The sequence below is a fragment of the Caulobacter sp. AVps16 genome, from assembly GCF_058681455.1.
Map to the genome: position 1 here is coordinate 3411686 of NZ_CM178739.1, position 17248 is coordinate 3428933.

Sequence of the window (17248 nt, forward strand, 5' to 3'; positions counted from 1 at the left end):
AGGCCGCGTTTCTGATGGCCCACGGCTATGGCGACGTCCGCCGCGAGAGCCTGGGGGGCGATGCCTCGACCCGCAGCTATGAGCGCCTGCACCGGGAGGGTGGCCCCAGCTTCATCTTCATGGACCAACCGCCGTCGGTCGAGACTGCGCCCTGCCCACCCAACGCCACGCCCGCCGTACGCGCGACGCTCGGCTATAACGCCCTCGCCCGTCTCGCGGCGGGCCGGGTGGACGCCTTTGTCGCCTGCGCCGGCTGGCTGAACGCTCAGGGCCTGTCCGCGCCGAAGGTGCTGGCCGCCGACCCCTCCGCCGGTCTCGCTGTGCTGGAAGACCTGGGCGACGACCTCTATGCCCGCCTGATCGAGACCGGGACCGACGAGGCCCCGCTCTATGACACTGCCATAGACGGCCTTCTGGCCCTGCACGCCGCGCCGACCGCCAAGACGCTGGATTTTGACGGTTCGGCCTGGCCGCTGCTGACCTATGATGACCTGGCCCTGAAGACCGCCCATGACATCTTCGTCGAGTGGCAGCCCAAGTATCGCGACCTGGCGTTCGGCGCTGCCGCCCTGGCAGACTGGGAAGCGCTCTGGTCACCGATCCGCGCGATCGGCGAGGCCGGAGCCACGGTCTTCTGTCATCGCGACTATCACGCCGAGAACCTGATCTGGCTGCCTCAGCGCGAAGGTCCGGCGCGGGTCGGTATGCTCGACTTCCAGGACGCCGTTCTGGCCCATCCGGCCTGGGACCTGTCGATGCTGCTGCACGATGCGCGGCGCACCGTCTCGCCCGAGCGCGAGGCCGCGTGCCTCGACCGCTATCTGACCGCCCGTCCGGACCTCGATCGCACCGCCTTCATGGCCGACTATCACGCCCTGGGCGCGCTCAATATCGTCCGCATCCTCGGCATCTTCGCCCGACTGGTCACCCGCGACGGCAAGCCGCGCTATGCCGACTTCATTCCCCGGCTGTGGACCTATCTGGACGTCTGCTTCGCCAATCCCGCCCTCAAGGACCTCAAGGCCTGGTTCGACACCCACGTTCCGGCGGAAGCCCGCCGATGAGCACCGCCCCGAAGATCGCCATGGTCCTGGCCGCCGGTCTCGGCACCCGCATGCGCCCTCTGACGGACGACCGGCCCAAGGCCCTGGTCGAGGTCGGAGGCCGGGCCCTGATCGACCACATGCTGGATCGCCTGGTTGCGGCCGGAGTCGAGACCGCCGTGGTCAACGTCCACGCCTTTGCCGACCGGCTGGAGGCCCACCTGATGGCTCGTCAGGCCAGGGGTCTTGGGCCGCAGATCGTCATCTCGGACGAACGCCCGCAAGCGCTCGAGACCGGCGGCGGCATCAAGCAGGCCCTGCCCCTGCTGGGCGAAGGCCCCGTCTGGGTCGCCAATATCGATTCGGTCTGGATCGAGGAGGGCGTGCCGGCCCTGGAAGCGGTGGCCGAGGCCTGGGATGCCGGGACCATGGACGTCTGTCTGATGCTGGCACCGACGGCGGGCTCGCTAGGGTTCCACGACAGCGGTGACGTCTTCCTCGACGACGGGATGGTGCGGTTCAAGGGCTCGGGAGAGATGGCACCGCTGGTCTATGTCGGGGTGCATATCTGCAAGCCGGCGATCACCGCCGACGGCCCCGACGGCCCCTTCTCCCTGACGCCGATCTGGCGAGACCTGGCCGCCCGGGGACGCGTGCATGGCGTGGCGCCCGATGGCCTCTGGATGCATGTCGGAGATCCGGTCGCCCGTGACCTGGCCGAAGCCAGATTGGCATGACCGTCAGCGGTCCCTTCGGCCGAGAGGGGCCGCGCTGGTTCTCGATCCCGGCCCATCGCCCATTCGTGGACGACCTGGCCCGGGGCTTTCTCGCCGCGCTGTCGCATCTGGGGCCCGAAGCCCTGCCGCGGGCCACCCTCTTGACCCCCACGCGACGCGGCGCGCGCGCCGTGGCCGATGCCCTGCTGGCCGCCAGTGACGGCAAGGCCCTGCTTCTTCCTCAGATCCGCCCCCTGGGCGACCTGGACGAGGGCGAGCCGCCGTTCGAGCCGGGCGATCTGGCCCTGGACCTGCCGCCCGCCATCTCATCGCGCCGCCGCAGGTTCGAACTGGCCCGGATCGTGGTCGATCATGCCGACCTCCTGAACTTTTCCCCCGGCGCATCACAGGCCCTGGAAATGGCCAAGGCCCTGTCCGACTTTCTCGACAGCTGCCGGATCGAGGAGATCGATACCGACGGCAGGCTCGACGGCCTGGCCGACGGCGATCTGGCCCAACACTGGCAAGTCTCGGCGAAGTTCCTGAAAGCCGTTCTCGCCGCCTGGCCTGCCCGGCTGACAGAGCTGGGCCTGATCGACGTCGCCGACCGCCGCGTGCTTCTGCTGCGGGCCCTGGCCAAACGCTGGACCGAGCATCCGCCGACCGAGGTCCTGGTCGCCGCCGGTTCGACCGGTACCGCCCCCGCCACCGCCGACCTGCTGCGCGTCGTCGCCGCCGCACCGCTGGGTGCCGTGGTGCTTCCCGGTCTGGACGAAGACCTCGCCGAAAGCGCCTGGGACAAGGTCGGCGAGCAGCATCCGCAGGGGGCCATGCGCCGCCTGCTGGACCGGGCCGGCATCACCCGCGCCGATGTCCGGCCGTGGTTTCCACAGAGCGACAGCCGGGGCCGCTGGCGTCGCCGCATCGTCAACGAGGCCCTGCGTCCGGCCGAGGCCACGGCCGACTGGCTGGCCCAGATCGAAAGCCTGCGTGCCGAAGCCCCCGATCTCGACCCCGTCGCCGAGGGGCTGAAGGGCCTGTCGCTGATCTCGGCCCGCACCGAAGAGGAGGCCGCCAGCGCCTGCGCCTTGCTGTTGCGCGAAGCCCTTGAGGATCCTGACCGCACCGCCGCCCTCGTCACCCCCGACCAGACCCTGGCCCGCCGGGTCAATGCCCGTCTTCTGCGCTGGGGCGTCATCCCCGACAGCTCGGCCGGCGCACCCCTGGCCGCCAGCCCGGCCGCGATCCTGGCCCAGCACCTGGCCGGTCTGGTCGCTGACCCACTGGACCCCGTGCGCCTGCTGGCCCTGGCCAAGCATCCGCTGGTGCGATCAGAAGATGACCTGGAAGCCTCGACGACGCTGGAGCTGAAGGGCCTGCGCGGCCCCGCTCCGCGCTCGGCCGAGGCCCTGCTGGCGAAGCTGGCGGAACACCCGACCGCGCAAGCTCTGGCCCAGCGCCTGCTCGCCGCCGTCGACCACGCCGCTGCGCCCTATGTCGATGGGCTGGCACCACCCGCCAAAGCGGCCCTCGCCCTGACCGAAGCCCTCGAGGCCTTGACCGGCCCCGACCGCCTGTGGGTCGGCCAGGCCGGCGAGAGTCTGGGATCCCTGCTCTCGGCCCTGATCGAGGACGGGGTTGTCCTGCCTGAAGCGAGTCCCCGAGCCTTCGCCGACATCCTCGACCGGCTGGTCAATGAGGAGACCCTGCGTGTGGGCGGCGCCACCCATCCGCGCCTGCGGATCCTGGGGGCCATCGAGGCCCGCCTGGTCCGCGCCGACCGGCTGGTGCTGGCCGGGCTGGAGGAAGGCATCTGGCCGCAGGGCGCGCCGATCGATCCGTTCCTGTCGCGGCCCATGCGCGAAAAGCTGGGCCTGCCGCCGCCCGAGCGCCGGGTCGGCCTGACCGCCCACGATTTCGCCCAGGCCGCCAGCGCACCAGACGTCATCCTTGTCCATTGCGAGCGGCGCGCCGGTGCCCCCGCCGTCGAGTCCCGCTGGCTGTGGCGGCTGAAGACCCTGGCCAAGGGCGCGGGCCTGAAACTGCCGCAGCGCCAGGACGCCCTGGACTGGGCCCGCACCCTCGACGCGCCGAAGCCCTATGCGCCCTACGCCCGCCCGGCCCCGACCCCGCCGGTCGCCGAGCGGCCGCGCCGGATGGCCGTCACCCGCGTCGAGGCCCTGACCCGCGATCCCTATGCCGTCTGGGCCCGCGACATCCTCAAGCTCTATCCGCTGGAGCGTCCCGACGAGCCGGTCGAGGCCCGGGCCCGCGGCACCGCCATCCATGCGGCCTTCGAGAAATTCGCTGAGCAGCATCCGGGACCGGTCCCCGCCGACGCCTCCGCCATCTTCGAGGCGCTCTATATGAGCGAGCTGGTCGCCGCCGGCATGCCGCCGACGGCCTTGGCCCGTGAGCGGGCCCTTGCCAAGGAGGCGGCCGCCTGGGTCGCCGACTGGGAGCGTGACCGGCGGGCGCGGGCCGAAAAGATCATCGTCGAAGCCGAGGGCCGCCTGACCTTCCCGATCAACGGCCGGGACTTCACCCTGACCGCCAAGGCTGACCGCATCGAGCCCACCGCCGATGGCCTGGCCCACATCCTCGACTACAAGACCGGCGCGGCGCCGTCGAAGAAGCAGGTCGAGACCGGCTTCTCGCCGCAGCTGACCCTGACGGCAGCGATCCTGCTGAACGGCGGCTTTCCGGATCTGCCCGGTCGCAAGCCCGGCGACCTGACCTATGTCCGCGTCACCGGCCGCAAGCCGGCGGGGCTGGAGGAGGTGCGGGTCACGGCCGCCGACAGCGAGCAGGCGGCGTTCGAGGCGCTGGACGGCCTGCGCACCCTGATCACCCGCTACGACGACCCGGCCCAGCCCTATCGCTCACGCACCGCGCCGCAGTTCGTCAAGGACCACCCCGGCGACTACGCCCACCTGGCGCGGGTGTTCGAATGGTCGACCAGCGGCGATGACGGGGAGGGTGAATGAGGAACGCTGAACAGATCCTCCCCCTCTGGGGGAGGTGGCCCAGAGGGCCGGAGGGGGCCAGCGCGGCCGACCTCCAGCTCGCCCCCTCCGTCGCCTCCGGCGACACCTCCCCCAGAGGGGGAGGATCTTCGTTATGACCGGCCTTCCCGACCCCCAGCGCATCGCCGCAGATCCAGCCATCTCGGCCTTCGTCACCGCCAATGCCGGATCGGGCAAGACCAAGACCCTGATCGACCGGGTGGCGCGACTGCTGCTGGCCGGCTCCACGCCCGAGGCGATCCTGTGCGTGACCTACACCAAGGCCGCCGCCGCCGAGATGCAGCGACGGCTGTTCGAACGGCTGGGCAAGTGGTCGGTGACCGCCGACGGCGCGCTGCGCACGGAATTGTCCAAACTGGTCGGCGCGCCGGAGGCGACGTTTGACGCCGGCGAGCTTTCCAAGGCCCGCGCCCTGTTCGCCCGCGCCCTGGAAACCCCCGGCGGCCTGAAGATTCAGACCATCCACGCCTTCTGCGAAAAGCTGCTGCGGCGGTTTCCGCTGGAGGCCGGGGTGTCGCCGGGCTTTGTGGTGATGGACGACTCGGCCGGGGCCGCCGTGGCCCGCGCCGCCCGCCGCACCGTGGCGACCTATGTCGACACCCACGACGACGCCTATGCCGAGGCCTATGCCCGGTTCTCGGTGGCGCTGGACTTCGCGGCCTTCGAGTCGATGTTCGGAACCTTCGAAATCCGGCGCGGCGCGATCGCCGAGTATCTGGGCCGGCATGGCGACCTTACTGGCGCGATCGAGGATGTCTGGCGCGTCTGCGGCTTCGACGCGCCCACCGACCCCGAAGCCGTCGCCGCAGGGGCGATGGACGAGCTGGATCCCGACCTGTGGGAAGCCTGCGCCAGCCTGCTGGAGTCCAGCGGCAAGGCCCGCGACACCGAACATGCCGCCCGGATGCGCGTAACCCTGGCCACCCTGGCCTTCGACGACGCCCTCTCGGCGCTGTTCACTGACAAGGAAGAGCCCCGCAAACACCTGCAGACGACCACGACCTTCAAGGCACGGGAGGATCTGCGCGAGGCGTTGCTGGAGGAGACAGACCGGCTGTCTTTCGTTCGCCAGCAGGTCCGCGCCGCCGGGGTGGCGCATGACACAGCCGGTGCCCTGCGGCTGGCGTCGCTCTATATCGAGGCCCACCGGCTGGAGAAGGCGTCGCGCGGCGCGCTGGACTTCGTCGATCTGATCGAGGCGGCCAAGGTGCTGCTGACCGAAAAGGTCGATGCGGCCTGGGTGCTCTACAAGCTGGACGGCGGGGTCGATCACATCCTGCTGGACGAAGCCCAGGACACTGCCCCCGACCAGTGGGCGATCCTGCGGGCCCTGACCGCCGACTTCTTTGCCGGGGCGGGCGCGGGCGGCTGGCGCAGGAGCCGCGACGTGCGGACCCTGTTCGTGGTCGGAGACGAGAAGCAGTCGATCTATTCTTTCCAGGGGGCCGATCCACAGCGACTGCTGAGCGAAACCCAGACCTATATCGCCCAGATCGAGGCGGTGGGTCAGGTCGGCATGGGCGTGCCCCTGACCATGTCCTACCGCTCGACCCGTGAAGTGCTGAGCTTCGTCGATGCCCTGTTTTCCGACCCGGCCACCCGCGAGGGCGTGCCACCCCCGGCCGGCGACGATGTGGTCACCCACCAGCCCTTCCGCACCGACGGACCCGGCTGCGTCGACCTGTGGCCCCTGACCCGCGAAAGGCCCGGCGAGGAGCGCGACGCTTGGGAGGCACCGCTCGACGCCGAGGCCGAGCACAGCGCCAACCGCCGTCTGGCCGAGGCCATGGCCGCCGAGATCAAGGGCATTCTCGATCGCGGCGACGAGGTGCACGACAAGGAGACGGGAAAGCGCCGCGCCGCCCACGCCGGCGACATCCTGATCCTGGTCCGGCGCCGCAAGGTGCTGTTCGAGGAGATCATCCGCGCGCTGAAGCGGCGCAATGTGCCGGTGGCCGGGGCCGACCGGCTGTCGCTGTCGGCCCATATCGCCTTCGACGACCTGCTGGCCCTCGGCCGCTTCGTGCTGTTCCCCGACGACGATCTGACCCTGGCGGCCCTGCTCAAGAGCCCGTTCTGCGGTCTGACCGACGAGGACGTCTACGCCCTGGCCAAGGACCGGAAGGAGACCCTGTGGTCGGTACTGTCGGCGCGGGCCGACGAGAACCCGCGCTGGACCGCCGCCAGCGACCTGCTGGCCTGGGCCCTGGTCGAGGGCCGCAGGCGCCAGCCGTTCGAGTTCTTCGCCACCCTGCTGGGCAAGGTCGACGCCGCCGGCCTGTCCAATCGCGCCAAGGTGCTGACCCGCCTGGGCGGCGAGGCCGACGAAGCGCTGGACGAGTTCCTGGCCCAGGTGATGGCCGCCGAGCAGCGCAATATCCGCGACCTGGAAGCCCTGGTCGCCGACTTCGCGGCCCTGGACATCATCGTCAAGCGCGAGATGGAAGGCGCCCGCCGCGAGGTGCGGGTGATGACCGCTCACGGCTCCAAGGGCCTGGAGGCACCGATCGTCTTCCTGCCCGAGACTACGGTGAAACGCGGTGCCGGCGGTTCACCGCTGCTGGCGACGGCTGAGGGCGGTGTCCTCTGGTCGACCGGCAAGAACGCCGACTGCGCCGCCTCGACCAGCGCCCGCGAACTGCGCGACAGGAAGGAAGCCGAAGAGGCCCTGCGTCTTTATTACGTGGCCCTGACCCGGGCGCGGGACAGACTGATCCTGTGCGGCCGCATCGACGCCCGCACCAAGGACGAGAATGTCGGGGGCTGGTACGCGGCGGCCAGGGCGGCCTTCGCCCACCCCGACATCGCGCCCGAGGTCCGCGAGATCGGCGATCCCGAGGCACCGACCCTGCGCTATGGACCCGATCCCAGGACCCAGCCAAAGGAAGCCCTGGCCGAGGCCATGAAAATGCCCCTGCCCGGCTGGGCGCAGGGTCTGGCCACGCCGGAACCCGCCACCGCGCGCTACGCCGCGCCCTCGCGGATCGAGGACGAGGCCGACAGCCGCGCCCCGGCCCCCTCGCCCCTGGCCAAGGTCGAGGGACTGGGCCGCTATCGGCGCGGCGAGATCATCCACCGCCTGCTGCAGATCCTGCCCGATGTGGCACCGGCCGAGCGTCGCGCGGCCGGACAACGCCTGCTGGCCGCCGAGCGCGATCTGGCTGACGACCAGCGTGCCGAAATGGCTGCCGCCGCCTTCGGGGTGCTGGAGGATGAGCGCTTCGCCGCGGTGTTCGGGCCCGGTTCGCGCGCCGAGGTGGCCCTGGCCGGGACCAGCGCCCTGCTGCCCAAGGGCCTGGCGATCTCGGGCCGGGTCGACCGGCTGGTGGTGACCGACACGCGGGTTCTGGTCGTCGACTACAAGACCAACCGTCCGGCACCCGACAGTATCGAACAGGCCGATCCCGCCTATCTGGCCCAGATGGCGGTCTATGTCGCCGTGCTGGGCGAGGTCTTTCCGGACCGCCCCGTGGAAGGGGCCCTCGTCTGGACCGACGGTCCCAAACTGATGCCGGTTCCAGAAAAGGTGATCGCCGACGCCCTGCGGCGGATCGGCTAACCCGTTGCCGGGAGAGCGGCCGCCTCCTACATCTTGAATAAGCGCTCGCGACCGACTCGCGGGCATTGTTGTTTTCGCGCCTTCCTTGCCCGGAATCGGGAGGGGATCCGCGCCCAGATGGAGCAGACCCCATGAGCACCGTGACGGTGACCGACGAGACCTTCGAACGCGACGTGCTGCAGGCTGAAGGGCCGGTGCTCGTCGACTTCTGGGCCGAATGGTGCGGTCCCTGCAAACAGATCGCCCCGGCCCTGGAGCAGATCTCCGAAGAGCTCGCCGACCACGTGGTGGTGGCCAAGGTCAATATCGAGGACAGCCCCACGACCCCGTCGCGCTACGGCGTGCGCGGCATTCCGACCATGATGCTGTTCCGCGGCGGCCAGATGACCTCGATGAAGGTCGGGGCCATGCCCAAGCAGAAGATCCTGGAATGGCTGAACGAAGCCGGCGTCCAGCAACCCGCCTGAGCCGACCTGTCGAATTTGAAATCCAGCCGCCCATCCCGCCTCGCGGGGTGGGCGGTTTGGTTTCAGGCCTACTTCTTGGCGGGCGTGACGATGAACGGCGAGACCGAGACCGGGGCGGCCTTCTTGTCGGCCTTGGGTTTGCGCACTTCCTTGTTGGACTTCTTCTGACCCTTGGCCATCGGCGGCTCCTGCCAGGACGGGCGCGCCGGCCGGGGATGTCCAGCGGGCCGTGCCGCCCTATCGGCGTGAACGAGCCTTACGCCCGTCTCAGGCCGGCGGGTAGCGCAATTCCCGCATCAGATAGGTCACCGTCTTGGCCCCACCGTGGATGGCGGCGGTTCCGACCGGCACGAAACCGAGCTCTGCATGGAAGGCATCGGAGGCCGGATTGGGCGGATCAGCATTGACCTCGCAGACAATCCGCTCGTGCCCGGCCGCCTGGGCCGCGGTGAACAGGTCCTTGTAGAGCCGCCGCGCCAGACCCCGCCCCCGGGCTTCTTCCGCCACAACGATGCGGTCGACATAGACGAAACGCGGATAGCGCTCGCGGAACCACAGAAAGTTGGGGCTGTCATAGTCGGCGGCCTGGTCGAAGGTCAGCAGCAGGGCCTCGGCCTGGCCGATCCGCCAGGCGACGAACGCCTGGTCCACAAGATCCGACAGTCGCCCGGGCTCCAGCCAGGACAGTTCCCGCGCATGGGCATTGTTGAGCGCCAGGAGCGCCCCGGCCAGGGCCGGCGAGCCCGAGAGGTCTGCCGGGGTCACGGCGGTCGGCAAGCCGCTCATTGCGGCCAGGTCTCCTCGCTCATCGCCAGCACCTCGCCGGCCAGATAGAGCGAACCGCAGATCAGCACATGCGGGACCGGCGACAGGGCCAGGGCCTTGGCAAGGGCGTCCTGCAGAGTCTCGCAGGCATGGGCCCGCAATCCGGCCAGTTCGGCGGCGGCGGCGGTCTGGGCGGCCGGCGCGGCGGCCGTAGCCGCGAAGCTCACCGCATAGACCTCGGCTTTCAGCGGCACGAAGGGACTGAAGAAGCCGGTGGCATCCTTGTTGGCCAGCAGGGCCGAGATCAGCACTACGGGCCGGCCGTCGCGGGCCACCAGATCGCCCAGAGCCCGGGCCACGGCCTGACCGGCATGGGGATTGTGCCCGCCGTCGAGCCACAGGTCCGCGCCGGCCGCTCTGGCCTGAACGGCCAGGGGTCCGGCGGTCAGGCGCTGGAAGCGCGCCGGCCAGACCGCCCCGGCGATCCCGGCCGCCATGGCGGCCTCGTCGATCCGCGGATCGGCCAGGGCCAGCAGCCCCGCGACAGCCAGACCGGCATTGGCGAACTGGTGATCGCCGGGCAGGGACGGCGCGGGCAGGTCGAGCAGGCGATCCGGCATCTGCACCAGCAGGCGGCCGCGCTCGTTCCAGGCGTCGAACTCGCGGCCCATCATCACCGGCTCGATACCGGCCAGGGCGGCGGCGGTGTCGATGACATCCTCGGCCTCCTGCCACTGGCGCGCCGAGACCACCGGGGCCCCCGGCTTGATGATGCCGGCCTTCTCGGCGGCGATCTGGCCGATGGTGTCGCCGAGAAACTCGCGGTGATCGAGGTCGATCGGGGCGATGACGCTGACGGCCGGGGTCACGACATTGGTCGCATCCAGCACCCCGCCCAGCCCGACCTCGACGATGCACAGGTCGGCGGGGGTTTCGGCGAAGGCGACCAGGGCGGCGGCCGTGGTGATCTCGAAGAAGGTGATCGGCAGGCCGGAATTGGCCGCCTCGACCCGCTCCAGCACCTCGGCAAGGTGGTCGTCCGTGATCAGGGTCCCGGCCAGACGAATGCGTTCGGCAAAGCGGACCAGATGCGGCGAGGTGAAGACATGCACCTTCAGGCCGGCCGCCTCGGCCATGGCCCGCAGATAGGCGACCGTCGAGCCCTTGCCATTGGTGCCGGCCACATGGATCACCGGCGGCAGTCGGTCCTGCGGCTGGCCCAGGGCCGCGCACAGCCGCCACATCCGGTCCAGGGACAGGTCGATCAGCTTGGGATGCAGGGCCTGAAGTCGCGCCAGGGCGGCGTCGTGGGTGTGTAGATGGTCGGTCATCAGGGGGATCCGCCCTCGTCCTTCGACAAGCTCAGGATGAGGTCAATTGAACGCCCGGCGTCAGGGTCAAGCCTCATCCTGAGCTTGTCGAAGGACGAGGCTCGCTTCCGCGTCAGGCCGCCCGGCGACGCCCCATCATCAGGGTGGTCAGGATCGAGCCCAGCACGGCCGGCAGCTCCTTGCGCGGGGTGACGCGGTCGACCATGCCCTTTTCCACGAGATATTCCGAACGCTGGAAGCCCGGCGGCAGGGTCTCGCGGATGGTCTGCTCGATGACGCGCGGACCGGCGAAGCCGATCAGGGCCCCCGGCTCGGCCAGGTGAACATCGCCGAGCATGGCATAGGAGGCCGTCACGCCGCCGGTGGTCGGGTCGGTGAGGACCACCACATAGGGCAGGGCCGCGTCCTTCAGTTCATTGATGGCCAGGGTCGTGCGGGCCATCTGCATCAGGGACAGGGCCCCTTCCTGCATCCGGGCCCCACCGGCGGCGGTGTAGACCACCAGCGGAAGCTCGCGTTCCAGGGCGGCGCGGGCGGCGGCGATGAAGCCTTCACCGGCGGCCATGCCCAGCGAACCGCCCATGAAGGCGAAGTCCTGGACCAGCACCACGGCCGGCGCACCGCCGACCAGGCCATGGGCGATGGCCATGGCATCGGGCTCTCCGGTCGCCTTGCGGGCCGCAATCAGGCGGTCCTTGTAGGGCTTGCCGTCCGAGAAATGCAGCGGGTCCTCGGGCACGGCCGGGGTCGGCAGGGTCTCATAGACGCCGTCGTCGAAGGTGAACTTGAAGCGGGCCTCGGGCCCGATCCGCATGTGGCGTCCGGCCGGAGTCACCCACAGGGCGGCTTCCAGATCGGACCGGAAGATCATCTCGCCGGTATCGGGACACTTGACCCAGAGGTTCTCGGGCGTCTCGCGCTTGGCAAAGGCCCCGCGCACGCCGGGGGCGATGCGCGACAGCCAGCCGCCGCGACGGCCTTCCGCCGCCGATTTCTTGTCGCCCTTTTTCGGGTCCTGGGGTTCAGCCATAGCCATAGCCTTAAAGCCTCACTTCGTGCCCGACGCGCGCAGAACGTACAGCCTTAGCCAGCTCCGACGCCTTGAGAAGGACCTTCTCAGTCACATTTTCGTTCAACTGGGCCGCCGATTCGATTTCATCCACAAGCGCCGATCCGACAACCGCCGCATCGGCGACCCGGGCGACGGCCGCGGCCTGGTCCGGGGTGCGGATGCCAAAGCCGACCGCGACGGGCAGGCCCGAGGCCTTGCGCAGGCGTTCGACGGCCGGGGCGACATCGGCCGCGTCCGCAGACTTGACCCCGGTAACGCCGGCGACCGAGACATAATAGACAAAGCCCGAGGTGCGGCGGACCACCATCGGCAGGCGCGCATCATCGGTGGTCGGGGCGGCGAGGCGGATCAGGGCGATGCCCTCGGCCTCCAGGGCGTCCGACAGCGGGTCGGCCTCTTCCGGCGGGCAGTCGACGATGATCAGGCCATCAACCCCGGCCGTGGCCGCGGCGACGGCGAAGCTTTCAAAGCCCCGGTTCAGGACCGGATTGAGATAGCCCATCAGGATGACCGGGGTGTCGCTGTCGCCTTCGCGGAAGGCGGCGACCAGGTCGAGCGTGCCCTGCAGGGTCATGCCGGACTTCAGGCCGCGCTGGGCGGCGCGCTGGATGGTCGGGCCCTCGGCCATCGGATCGGAGAAGGGAAAGCCCAGCTCGATCAGGTCGGCACCGGCACCGGGCAGGCCCTTGAGTACGGACAGGGTCGTGGCGGCATCGGGATCACCGGCCATGATATAGGTCACGAAACCGGCGCGGTTCTCGGCCTTCAGCGCCGCGAAGCGACGGTCGATACGGTCTTTGGTCACGCTGGATAGGTCCTAGATCTTGCGCCCGAGGGCCTCGGCCACCGTGAAGATGTCCTTGTCGCCGCGACCGCAGAGATTCATCACCACGATCTTGCCCTTGCCCAGCTCCTGGGCGATCTCGCCGACCCGGGCCAGGGCGTGGGCCGGTTCCAGGGCCGGGATGATGCCTTCGAGGGTCGAGCACAGCTGGAAGGCCGCCAGGGCCTCCTCGTCGGTGGTTGAGACATATTCGGCCCGGCCGATCTCGTGCAGGAACGAGTGCTCGGGGCCGATGCCCGGATAGTCGAGCCCGGCCGAGATCGAGTGGGCGTCGATGATCTGGCCGTCGTCGTCCTGCAGCAGATAGGTGCGGTTGCCGTGCAGCACGCCGGGACGGCCGCCGGTCAGGGAGGCGGCATGCTTGTCGGTGGAGACGCCGTGGCCGGCCGCCTCGACGCCGATCAGGCGCACGCCCTCGTCGGCCAGGAAGGGATGGAACAGGCCGATGGCATTGGAGCCGCCGCCGATACAGGCCACGACGGCGTCGGGAAGACGGCCTTCCATTTCGAGCATCTGCTGGCGGGCTTCGGTGCCGATCACGCTCTGGAAGTCGCGGACCATGACCGGATAGGGGTGCGGACCGGCGGCGGTGCCGATCAGGTAATAGGTGTCATGCACATTGGTGACCCAGTCGCGCATGGCCTCGTTCATGGCATCCTTCAGGGTGCCGGTGCCCGAGGTCACAGGGCGGACTTCCGCCCCAAGAAGATTCATGCGGAACACATTGGGCTTCTGACGCTCGACGTCGGTGGCGCCCATATAGACCACACAGGGCAGGCCGAAGCGGGCGCAGACGGTGGCGGTGGCCACGCCGTGCTGGCCGGCCCCGGTCTCGGCGATGATCCGGGTCTTGCCCATGCGCATGGCCAGCAGGATCTGGCCCAGGGCATTGTTGATCTTGTGCGAGCCGGTGTGGTTCAGCTCGTCGCGCTTGAAGTAGATCTTGGCCCCGCCGAAGTGCTCGGTCAGGCGCTCGGCGAAATAGAGCGGGCTGGGCCGGCCGGCATAGTGGGTGTTGAAGCTCTTCAGCTCGTCCTGGAACTTGGGGTCGGCCTTGGCCTCGGCATAGGCCTTGCCCAGGTCGAGCACCAGCGGCATCAGGGTCTCGGCCACATAGCGGCCGCCAAAGCCGCCGAAGCGGCCTTCCGCGTCGGGATAGGCCGAATAGTCGTTGGGCTTTGAGGGGGCGTTCACGAGATCATCCAAAGGCTGGGCAGAGCTACAGGCGTTTGACGGCATCGAGGAACGCCGTGATCAGAGCCGGGTCCTTTAGGCCGGGACCGCGCTCCACGCCAGAGGAAACGTCCACCAGCGGGGCCCCCGACACCCGGATCGCGTCGGCCACGTTCCACGGATCCAGCCCTCCGGCCAGGAAATGCGGGCGAGAAAATCGCCGGCCTTCCAGCAGGGTCCAGTCGAACCTTGCGCCGGTTCCGCCGGGCAGGGCCGATCCTTCCACCGGACGGGCATCGAACAGAAACTGCTCGGTGACCGGCTCGAAGGCCCGGGCCTGATCGACGTCGGAGGCCGACGAGACCGAAAAGGCCTTGATCACCCCGGCCCCGGACCGCTCGGCGATCTGGCGCACCCGGGCCGGCGTCTCCTTGCCGTGCACCTGGATCAGGTCGGGCTTCATCGTCGCCATCAGGCGGTCGATCAGGACATCGTCGGGATCGACCGTGACCGCCACGGTCCGCACCCCCTGGCCCCGGACCGGCTCGACCAGCCGGCCGGCTGCCTCCGGCGTCAGGTTGCGCGGGCTTTTGGCGAAGAACACAAAGCCCAGATAGGCCGCCCCGCCCTCGACGGCGGCACTGACCGCCTCCGGTGTCGAAAGGCCACAGATCTTGGCGCGGATACTCATGGGCCGGAGTTACGTGCGCGGCAGTCCGGACGCAAGAGGCGCGAGGTCGCCGCTTCACGCGATCGCTCGCTGAAGGGATGGAAAGGGTCGCGGAGCGTCCGGACGACGTCCGGATAAGAGAGAGTGATTACCGTTTCGACGAAGCCGTGCGCTCCACGTGGTCGTTATCCGTCAGCCTCCCGCCAGGTGGCCCTGTTGAGGCCTTACCGGGACCCGGGCCGCGCCGTTTCCAGCTCAGTCCAGCGGTCGAAGAGGACGGGCTTACAGCCAGACACGCCCTTTTGCCTTCAACCACGCCGACGGCGGGCGGGTCTGGCCAGCAACCAGGTCCCCGGACGCGCTTCAGTATCCCCCTGAGGCCCAGTCCCGCTCGATCACCCCCCGCCGCCGCAACGGTCGCTGGCCCTGCGCCCTTTCCTAGCGACGAGGTGGGATGATTATGCGGCCGGTTTCAGCGCGTCGGATTGGCGCGATCAAGTTTCTGACAAGGGGTTGATCAGGCTGGGCTTTGATCTCGAAGGAACGGGGATACAGCACGGCCAATCCCCATACCTCCGTCATTCCCGCCCTTGTGGCGGGAATGACGTTTGAGAGGGGGGGCGAAAGCGCAAAGCCCGCCAGCGGCGAGGCCGCGCCCTAAATCCTTGGAGGCGAGCCTGCTCTGTCTGAGGGTCTCGTCAAGGACCGCCTCTGGCGGCCGCGTCGCGGCGACGCTCCGCGTCGTCCTTGACGAGCCCCTCAGACAGAGCTCCAGTTCCACCAGGGGTTTCAGGACGTGGCGTCATCCGCTGAGGGGCGGATGGCTTCTCGACGCGTCACTTGCGCACTAAGCGTCCAAAAGGCACGTATCCAGCCTTCTGGTTGCCTGCCGTTCCAAACAAAGAAACGAGCAACGCCTGCTTCGATTTAGGCAAACGCTTAGGCACAGTTTTGCTGCCAGGCGAAGACGCGAGCTTCGCAATGTCCGCGCGTTGTCGATAAGCCGCAGGATTATTTTTGGTTTTCGACATCACCTAGTAGGTGCCTAAAATCCTTGAGATATCTCTGGCAGTAGGTGCCTTCATCGAGCCGGCAGTTTGGTTTCTGAAAGCGCCGCCATTAACGGACTTAACCAGTTTCGAGGATGAATCGGAAGAAACCGTGAACTCGTAGGTGGAGTCGTCTGTGGACTTTTTCCAGAGTCGGTCGCCATTTTTCTCGGAATATAGCCAATCCAACTCGGCGCCCTCCACCTGGGCTAAATCGTTCATCGCATGGAGGGCGGCCCCGTACCGGTCCTTTGGATTTACCTCGAGACATCTCTTCACGATCTTTTTCAACCGAGCGGGAATATGCGGAGGGAACGCGCCACGGTCCGGATAGGTGCCCTTTTTAATGTCTGCGACGAACCGTGCACCATCAAATGAACCGTTCGCAAAGTAAGCAAGATATTGGGCTTTGTAAGCCGCTATTCCGACGCACATGGCGTAAAGTGTCAGTCCAGTTTGGAAGACGTCGTAACTGGCGTCGAATTCATGAGTAGTCAACGCTTCGGGAGGGAAGTTGGGTTCGTATATCCCTTCCGGAGTAGCAAATCCATTCTTTAGTGGTTTCGACAAGCCAAAATCAGATATCAATGCTTCCCCACGGTCAGAAAGTAGCACGTTGTCAGATTTAATGTCGAAATGCACGAGTCCTTTGGAGTGAATATTGTGCAGCCCTGACAGGATTTGACATCCAATCTGCACAATCTCACGCACTGTGACGTGCCTATCTCCCAAGAGTTTTTTTACAGATCCCTTTTGGTAGAAAGGCATCGCTACAAAAATGCTATCATCATCTTCGCAAGCGTAATGCACCTGCACAACGTTAGGATGGGCGCTCGCATATAGAGCGCGAGATTCTGAAAAATAGGCTGCCTGATCGGCGATGCTTGTTTTATCTATCTTCTTTACGACGATATCGGCGCCAAGCTGCGGATCGTGTGCTTTATAGGTGTGAGAATTCTTTCCTTCGCCACCAATTTCGTCTCCAAGCTCGAATGAAACTTGAGCCTTAGTAAGCGCATTAAACATTGGCCGCTCCGATCGCTGCCAGCACGGCCTCGCGCTGTTTGTCGCTAAGTTTCCCCCATCCCTCAATATTGAAATGGTTGATTCCATCATCCACCATTTTCTTTATGGTAGTACGTTCGACCCCCACACGTTTTGCGATTGTTGCAATCGGCCCCGCATAGTACCCGGTCAATTCGCTGCTTGCAAACGCCTCTTGTATTACACCTTCAATATGAACTCGTTCATAGTTTACAGATTGGGCATTTGTCTCTGCTAGCCTAATGCCCGCTCGATCAATTTTATACTCTCTTAAAATATCTAGAAGGTTGCTTCGCAGATATTTCAAGCTTTCGGGCCAATGCAAAGCGGCGGGTATTTTGATGGCCTCAACATTGATGACGACGTTTTCCTTCGCGTCGTAAATGGCGAAGGTGACCTCCTTCGGCGCCGCCCGTATTCCTATCGTAATCATCTATCGCCCCCTACCTCGTGAGGGAGTAAATCCGATTTGAACAACCGATGATAGTT

At 67.4% G+C, this 17248-nt stretch carries 14 protein-coding genes; 5 read left to right on the forward strand and 9 right to left on the reverse strand.

All coding sequences use genetic code 11. The annotated features are described in order from the left end of the window. Positions 1-14: 14 nt before the first annotated feature. From amgK to trxA, 5 genes are all read left to right on the forward strand, one after another. The gene (gene amgK / locus ACW17U_RS16395; RefSeq protein ID WP_492055754.1) at positions 15-1064 is read left to right on the forward strand and encodes an N-acetylmuramate/N-acetylglucosamine kinase AmgK; all 1050 of its coding nucleotides are present in this window, start codon (positions 15-17) and stop codon (positions 1062-1064) included. Next, entirely contained in the window at positions 1061-1780 is a 720-nt protein-coding gene (gene murU / locus ACW17U_RS16400) for an N-acetylmuramate alpha-1-phosphate uridylyltransferase MurU (protein WP_492053841.1), read from the forward strand. The genes amgK and murU overlap by 4 nt, the downstream gene beginning before the upstream one ends. Then, on the forward strand, positions 1777-4746 hold the full coding sequence (addB, locus tag ACW17U_RS16405; RefSeq protein WP_492053843.1) for a double-strand break repair protein AddB: 2970 nt from the start codon (positions 1777-1779) through the stop codon (positions 4744-4746). The genes murU and addB overlap by 4 nt, the downstream gene beginning before the upstream one ends. A 133-nt stretch (positions 4747-4879) precedes the next feature. Further along, positions 4880-8344 carry a double-strand break repair helicase AddA gene (addA, locus tag ACW17U_RS16410; protein WP_492053845.1) on the forward strand — a complete coding sequence of 1155 codons (3465 nt, stop codon included), beginning with the start codon at positions 4880-4882 and terminating at the stop codon, positions 8342-8344. 131 nt (positions 8345-8475) lie between these two features. Next, entirely contained in the window at positions 8476-8811 is a 336-nt protein-coding gene (gene trxA, locus ACW17U_RS16415) for a thioredoxin (RefSeq protein WP_062142793.1), read from the forward strand. 68 nt (positions 8812-8879) lie between these two features. On the opposite strand, the gene ACW17U_RS16420 is transcribed toward trxA, so the two are convergent. The 9 genes from ACW17U_RS16420 to ACW17U_RS16460 form a co-directional block, all read right to left on the reverse strand. Beyond that, a complete protein-coding gene (locus ACW17U_RS16420) occupies positions 8880-8990 on the reverse strand; it encodes a hypothetical protein (protein WP_145686504.1) in 111 nt (36 codons plus the stop codon). A gap of 88 nt (positions 8991-9078) precedes the next feature. Next, positions 9079-9597 (reverse strand): GNAT family N-acetyltransferase, encoded by a 519-nt coding sequence (locus ACW17U_RS16425; RefSeq protein ID WP_492053847.1) that lies wholly within the window; start codon positions 9595-9597, stop codon positions 9079-9081. Beyond that, on the reverse strand, positions 9594-10907 hold the full coding sequence (locus ACW17U_RS16430) for a bifunctional folylpolyglutamate synthase/dihydrofolate synthase (RefSeq protein ID WP_492053849.1): 1314 nt from the start codon (positions 10905-10907) through the stop codon (positions 9594-9596). Before ACW17U_RS16430 ends, ACW17U_RS16425 begins: the two co-directional genes overlap by 4 nt. 112 nt (positions 10908-11019) lie before the next feature. Next, a complete protein-coding gene (locus ACW17U_RS16435; RefSeq protein WP_492053850.1) occupies positions 11020-11943 on the reverse strand; it encodes an acetyl-CoA carboxylase carboxyltransferase subunit beta in 924 nt (307 codons plus the stop codon). A 4-nt stretch (positions 11944-11947) separates the two neighbouring features. Then, positions 11948-12784, reverse strand: a complete 837-nt coding sequence (gene trpA / locus ACW17U_RS16440; protein ID WP_492053852.1) for a tryptophan synthase subunit alpha — start codon at positions 12782-12784, stop codon at positions 11948-11950. 12 nt (positions 12785-12796) lie between these two features. Then, on the reverse strand, positions 12797-14017 hold the full coding sequence (trpB, locus tag ACW17U_RS16445; RefSeq protein ID WP_492053854.1) for a tryptophan synthase subunit beta: 1221 nt from the start codon (positions 14015-14017) through the stop codon (positions 12797-12799). 25 nt (positions 14018-14042) lie between these two features. Beyond that, the gene (locus tag ACW17U_RS16450) at positions 14043-14687 is read right to left on the reverse strand and encodes a phosphoribosylanthranilate isomerase (RefSeq protein ID WP_492053856.1); all 645 of its coding nucleotides are present in this window, start codon (positions 14685-14687) and stop codon (positions 14043-14045) included. Positions 14688-15700: 1013 nt separating this feature from the next. Beyond that, positions 15701-16741, reverse strand: a complete 1041-nt coding sequence (locus ACW17U_RS16455; protein ID WP_492053858.1) for a serine/threonine-protein kinase — start codon at positions 16739-16741, stop codon at positions 15701-15703. Beyond that, positions 16734-17192, reverse strand: coding sequence for a hypothetical protein (locus ACW17U_RS16460; protein WP_492053860.1), 459 nt, complete (start codon positions 17190-17192; stop codon positions 16734-16736). Before ACW17U_RS16460 ends, ACW17U_RS16455 begins: the two co-directional genes overlap by 8 nt. Positions 17193-17248 lie beyond the last annotated feature (56 nt).